Below are 6,078 nucleotides of genomic sequence, written 5' to 3'. Positions count from 1 at the left end.
TACCATATCAAGGTCTCCTTTTCGGTAACCTTCAATATGGCGCAACGTTATTTCTCAGAATACCTTTCGGTTACATTTAATTCGGCGCAATTCGCCAAACGGTACGGGGCTTGACGACGACAGAGGCGTTGACCTATATCTATTGATCTATGGGGTCAGATTGTCCCCAGTTCTTCATCACCGTCCGTCGATCGGCAAAAGTGCGGTAATTTGAGACAAAGCCCCTTCAAGATCAGGAAATAGAGTTGGGTCGCGAATGTTCCTGGTGTCTAGCTTCATCCTGAAAAAAGGCTGGAATGAGGCGAGGATGCGAAGTTTGATCGCCTTATAATTAAACCAGAGGCTTCTTAGTTCTCCTGATCTATCGGTACCAGACACTCTTCAAAATGAGCGGCCTTAACAAATTCATGAAAGACCCTCATTTCATATTCGGCCTTAGCTTGTTCTATCCCATTTAACCTGCGCCTTTCATTTCTTGGGACATAAAAGTGTCATTAATTCTTCCGACATGCTCCGCGGTACTATATCTATGTATTCAATATCTTTTTCTATATAAGAATATGAAAAAAAAGGAGCTCTGTTTGTACTATAGGCATACATAGCCGTCCTGGCAAACTTATGTTCATTACAATTTATATTTCCCCTGGTTACGGTGTAGCGGTAGTCCTTAAAAGATGGGTCCATTTCAATTGATTTTTTTAAAACATCATCTGTTACCACAAATTTTTCCCATACAGAAATAACACCGTTTCCCAAGTCCCTTATTCTGCTCTTATCGTAATAAGCAGGTCCGGTAGTGCCAAGTGCAAACTGTACCCATTCCGCACTTGAGCTTGTGGAAAAGATTGCTATTAACATTGCTGCCAAATACCTCATTTTGGCATCTCTACCGTGTCATTAGAAATCCTGTCAGGCACCAACCTAAATGGCGTATCCATCTTCTCCCCTTTTGTCGGTCATTGATCGTCGGTCATGCCCCTATTGTATGACGTTTCCCCGAAAACCGGACAGTTCGAAACCACAGGCGGGTCACTTCTGGACGTTTACCCGAAAAAGAGGAAAACCCCGAGGGCTGGCCCACCGGGGTTTTATCTCTTACCAGCCGCGTAGCTAAGTGCGAGCAACCTCAGGATTTGTTGCTGGGATACTGCTACCTGATGACTGAATTTGATGAATGCCAACAGCAAATAGACGCACATGGCAATCCAGATTTGAGTCATCACGGCATTTTTGCTGGTGCCCAAAAACGATTTGATCTTGAGGTTTTGCTTGATCCATTTAAAAAACAACTCCACTTGCCAGCGCTGTTTATAAATGGCAGCAATAGTTTGCGTGGACAGCTTGAAGTGGTTGGTGATAAAGATATATTCCCGTTGTGTTTGCGCATCCTGGTAGACCACTTGGCGCACGTTGGGCAGATCCTTCCGGCGCGAGCGGTGCGAATTGAAGCGAATGACTGCATCACTGATGACGCCCGAATGAACAGAAACGGCACGCCGTTCAATAACTTCATAGGTGGCGTTGCCCCGTTGGCGGGTCACGTAAAAGACTCCCTGCCCGGTCAGTAACTTGTACCAGGAATAATCATTGTAGCCGCGATCACATACCACAATACTGCCTTTGGGCAAGGCAATCAGTTTGGCGCACTCGCTATCTGCCTTCCTGCTCTCCGTTACTGTGGCAAATGCGGGTAGATTGCCTCTTAAATCCAGTCCAATCTGTAACTTCATGGCGCCTTTTCCCAACGCGTAGTGCGACCAGGGAAAAAGCTTGAGCGATAGATCAATGAGAGAAGCATCCAGCGCATAAAGCGGATTCTTAAAGCGAAAGCCGTGCTTGGGCGCCCGCTTGAGGCAGCGCTCATAAGGCGGTAGAACAGCGCTTCGTAACAACTGGCGGGCTGCTGGTTATTCAGGCGTGCCAGACTGGAACGGGCAATGGGCGCACTGCCCAAGTGATAGCTGTGCTGGCGTTGTGCTTGCAGGTTGGTTTCAATATCACGCAAACTCTGCCCTTGGTGATGCAAAGAAGCGATCGCTTCAAATTCACGTCTGCCAACTATTTTAAGCAATTGCAAGAAAACCGTATTGCAATGCGCCATGGCCTGGACCCCTTTGCCTTTCAATGAGTTGTCGAGAAACTCATTGTAAATCAACAAAGGATATTCAGGCCTTTTTTAGCGGTTTTGTGGGACAGCAGTGGGTCTGAACCCATCGAAACGAAGTATAGGTATTTCATATTTGTAATTTCCCACTTTCAATATATAAATAATGAATGGCTCCAGATAATAGTAGTCCTTTATGTTTCGATATCGAACCAAAGCTGGGCCTGAGCAAGAGGCAATCATGAGAGACAGAGTCATTCGCTAAAACTGGCTTTACGAGAACCGTGTAAAAGATTTCTGATAATCAAGCATATACATATGCTTGAACTGGATCTGATTGATCTTGCTGGAGTGATGCGCACACATATGAAAAAGAGCGTTTGTTTTTCCTGATACATAAGGTCCTACTTTTTGGGACACGAATATTAACGGAAGGAGTAGACAATGGGCTGGGCACCGAACTGGGTTGGCGTCAGTGGCGGCGTTGCGGCACCGTCGACTTCTATTACGTCGATTGCGAGGTATCCACAGCATCTCGATATCTTTTGCGTGGGCACCGACCACGGAATTTACAGCGCGTGGTGGGATATCTCCACGGGATGGTCGAACTGGTTCCAGGTTGCCGGCGGCATCGCGGCGCCGGGGACGACCGTCACCGTCGTCGCCCGCAATCCTGACCACTTCGATCTTTTCGTTGTGGGATCGGACCACAAAATCTACAGCACCTGGTGGGACGCGAACGGAGGGTGGGCCAACGGCTGGTTCCGTGTTTCCAACCTTACGGCGGCGCCGGCGACTTCCGTCGCGGCCATCGCCCGAAACCCCAACCACCTGGACTTGTTCGTCGTCGGATCGGACCACAAAATCTACAGCATCTGGTGGGATGCCAACGGCGGATGGGCCGAGAACTGGTTCGTTGTCAGCGGCGGCGTCGCCGCCGCCGGAACGTCAATCACGGCGGTGACCCGCAACCCTAACCATATCGACCTTTTTGCGGTCGGGTCCAATCACGGCATCTTCAGCACCTGGTGGGATGCGAGCACCGGGTGGGCAAACTGGTTTCAGGTCGCGGGCGGGGTAGCCGCCCCGAACAGTTCGGTTGCGGCCGTAGCGCGTTATCCGACCCACATGGACCTCTTCGTCGTCGACCCGGACCATAAGATCGCCAGCATCTGGTGGGACGCCAACGGCGGTTGGGCTCAGAACTGGTTTGTGGTGGAGGGCGGCTTAGCCGCACCCGACACGTCCATCAGCGTCGTGTCGCGCTATCCCAATCACCTTGATGTCTTCGTCGTGGGCCCGAACCACGGCGCCTTCAGCATCTCGTGGGACGCCAGCACCGGCTGGGGCTCCTGGTTCCAGATCGCCGCAGGCGGCGTCGCGCCGGGATCCGCGATCAATGCATTGAGCCCCTGGAACCGGCACGGTATGATTCGGGCTTTTCCGGTCATCGCGCGGGGGACCTCGATCAATGCATTAAGCCGCTACCCCGACATACTCGATGTCTTTGTCGTGGGAACCGATCACCACATCGACCCCGACACACTCGATGCCCTTGTCGTGGGAATCGAGCACCACATCGATACGATCTGGTGGCTCGACGAAATGTACTTCTTCATGCAGCCTCAGCAGCAATCGAACTGGTGCTGGGCGGCAACAGCCACCAGCGTCGCCCTGTTCTACCAGCCGGGTAGCGGCTGGCAGCAGTGCGCCGTGGCCAATGGCGAACTGGCACGAACCGACTGTTGCGGCGCAGGTGCATCCGGCCCCTGCAACGTCTACGGCTTTCTCGACCAGGCACTCGCGGTGGTGGGCCACTTCGACCACTGGGTGGGCGGCATAGCCACTACCGCCCAGATCGACGACGAGGTAACCTTCGCGCGTCCGCTGGGGATCCGGGTGGCCTGGTCGGGCGGCGGCGCCCACTTCCTGATCATCATGGGGCAATATAGCGCGGGGGGTATCGATTACGTATCGGTTGACGATCCGATCTACGGCCGCTCGGACGTCAATTACGCGACCCTGCAGACTGCCTACAAAGGGTCGGGGACGTGGACCCATACTTACTACACTCAATACTGAGGAGTTTTAGATGGCCTTTATCGCTCCAAAACCTCCACAACAGGCGCTGGATGCCGTGCATTCCATTTTCCTGGACTTGAGCAGGAACCGCGCATTCAGAACTCCCGCCCTACGCAATGCTACCGGGCCTCTGCAGCTCACCGAGCCGCATCAGGTATTCACATTGGGCCTCACCGACCTTGCGGCCGGAAACGGTCTCGATGCTGCCAAGCCAACCGGATGGCGCTACCTCGTACAGGAGGGCGACAATGTCCTCGCTTCCGCCGAGACGGTTGCCGGACCCCGGGAGGAGCAGGTTTTCTCGGCTTTCAATGAAGGCCGCTTCGTCGACTCGAGCGCGAAGGCAATGCGTGCGGTGAGGGAGTTTCCGGAAGTGGGACAAGGCGGTTTTGAACTGCGGCTTCTCAGCGTTCCCGGACTCTACGTTCAGGCTCTCTGGCTTCATGATCCGCAGGGAAAAGGCGATCTCCTGCAGCCACTAGCGCCTTCTCCGGTGGAAACGCCGGGAGATAGGCCGGCTCCGGCCGCCGTGCTGCTCAAGGAGCTCGCCGCCAGGGCCCGCGTACCGATTGAGGCACCGGATAGAACTGGCGGATGATCGTTGAGTTCGCGTGACAACAAAACGGCTGCAGCGCGGCACCTGTTTTGCTAGCGGCGTACTAAAAGTTGCACCGTTGCTTCAACTTGAGAGCTTTTCATGCGCACCCGATACGCTGTAGACTTGCACCGCTACAGCGCCCACTGTCGGTCTATTACCAGATGGCGGGAGTGTGAATAGCCGAAAATCTTCGAGATTCGTAAGCCGGGGTTTGCTCATCCAACATGAGCACCGGTGAGAAGTCGGAAAGACCAATGGAAGCGCTGGATACCTTGAACCGCGGATATGGGCATAATACGGTCGCCATCGCCTCTGCCGGAACCAATAGAATCCGGGGGGCGTAGGGAATGGGATGCCGTTCTGCTACACGACAAGCCTGAGCACCGTGCCTGTCGCTCAGGCGCGTTAAAGAACAAGCCATGGAAATCCGTAGAGCTATTTCATCATCTCCATCAGGGAATGTCGTAAGCCCGATTAACCAATACTAAAAATGGAGTTCTCAAATATGAATAAGACTGAATTTATTGAAGCAATAGCCACCAAGACTGGCTGCAGCAAAGCCGACGCGAGCCGCACCGTTGGCGCACTGGTCGAAATTATTTCGGATACGCTACAAAAAGGGGATTCACTTTCATTGCCCGGGTTCGGGTCTTTTGAAGTACGCGAACGTGCTGCGCGCACCGGCCGCAACCCGAGGACGGGTGAAGAGCTGGAGATTGCCGCGTCCAGGATTCCGGCATTCAAGCCGGGCGCGACACTCAAGGCTGCGGTCAATGACGCCGGGAAGAAGTAAATCAACGGCGAAAATCCCGTCTTTGCTTATAGCAGCGGCCCGATGCGCTTAACCTGAATTGGGTGGTTGAACTGGGTGGAGCGCGTGGTTTGTGACGTGAAGAGCTGGTGCGGCCTTGAAGCGGGAGCGCACCCCGATGCGCGTAGAACGCGATCGCGGCATCTCCTACGTTGCCCGACCTCCGCTTTGCGAGGCCCTTCGACGCTTCGGGGCGCGATTCCATTCCAAGGAGTTGCGACTTAACCCTGTGCCGCAAAAACACAGAGTTTCTGACACTACCATATAAGGTGAAGTAGGTCAGGCTGCGCCCGACAATTAAAAAATGATACCGGGCATAGCCCGGCCTACTTTAGGGTTTAAAATATCGTTTACGGGAAATAGAACATCTAAAAAAACGATACAGGGCAATGCCCGGTATCGTTTTTAAAGTATCGTTCACGAGGAAAGAGAATACCCACTTCTGGTCGTCATGCTGGCTTGATGGGATCTTCGTTTTTGATC

At 53.2% G+C, this 6,078-nt stretch carries 7 protein-coding genes; 4 read left to right on the top strand and 3 right to left on the bottom strand.

Annotated features, from left to right (window positions below; translation table 11 throughout):
* Positions 1 to 468: 468 nt before the first annotated feature.
* From BLS94_RS13545 to BLS94_RS15365, 3 genes are all read right to left on the bottom strand, one after another.
* Positions 469 to 858 carry a surface-adhesin E family protein gene (locus BLS94_RS13545; RefSeq protein ID WP_090961987.1) on the bottom strand — a complete coding sequence of 130 codons (390 nt, stop codon included), beginning with the start codon at positions 856 to 858 and terminating at the stop codon, positions 469 to 471.
* Between the two features lie 230 nt (positions 859 to 1,088).
* A complete protein-coding gene (locus BLS94_RS13540) occupies positions 1,089 to 1,802 on the bottom strand; it encodes an IS4 family transposase (RefSeq protein WP_256325440.1) in 714 nt (237 codons plus the stop codon).
* Positions 1,727 to 2,158 carry a hypothetical protein gene (locus BLS94_RS15365; RefSeq protein ID WP_256325441.1) on the bottom strand — a complete coding sequence of 144 codons (432 nt, stop codon included), beginning with the start codon at positions 2,156 to 2,158 and terminating at the stop codon, positions 1,727 to 1,729. The genes BLS94_RS13540 and BLS94_RS15365 overlap by 76 nt, the downstream gene beginning before the upstream one ends.
* 390 nt (positions 2,159 to 2,548) lie before the next feature.
* Between BLS94_RS15365 and BLS94_RS13535 the strand changes: the two genes are divergently transcribed.
* The 4 genes from BLS94_RS13535 to BLS94_RS13525 all read left to right on the top strand — a co-directional run bounded on the left by BLS94_RS13535 (position 2,549) and on the right by BLS94_RS13525 (position 5,577).
* Positions 2,549 to 4,186, top strand: a complete 1,638-nt coding sequence (locus BLS94_RS13535; RefSeq protein WP_090961980.1) for a papain-like cysteine protease family protein — start codon at positions 2,549 to 2,551, stop codon at positions 4,184 to 4,186.
* 10 nt (positions 4,187 to 4,196) lie between these two features.
* Entirely contained in the window at positions 4,197 to 4,784 is a 588-nt protein-coding gene (locus BLS94_RS13530) for a hypothetical protein (protein ID WP_090961977.1), read from the top strand.
* Positions 4,785 to 5,008: 224 nt separating this feature from the next.
* A complete protein-coding gene (locus BLS94_RS15480) occupies positions 5,009 to 5,128 on the top strand; it encodes a DUF4113 domain-containing protein (protein WP_143021706.1) in 120 nt (39 codons plus the stop codon).
* A gap of 161 nt (positions 5,129 to 5,289) precedes the next feature.
* The gene (locus BLS94_RS13525) at positions 5,290 to 5,577 is read left to right on the top strand and encodes an HU family DNA-binding protein (protein WP_090961973.1); all 288 of its coding nucleotides are present in this window, start codon (positions 5,290 to 5,292) and stop codon (positions 5,575 to 5,577) included.
* The last annotated feature ends 501 nt before the right edge of the window (positions 5,578 to 6,078 follow it).

Source organism: Nitrosospira sp. Nsp18, assembly GCF_900103145.1.
Taxonomy (GTDB): Bacteria; Pseudomonadota; Gammaproteobacteria; order Burkholderiales; family Nitrosomonadaceae; genus Nitrosospira.
The sequence above is the reverse complement of the archived record's forward strand: the minus strand, read 5'-3'. Positions and strand labels throughout refer to the sequence as shown.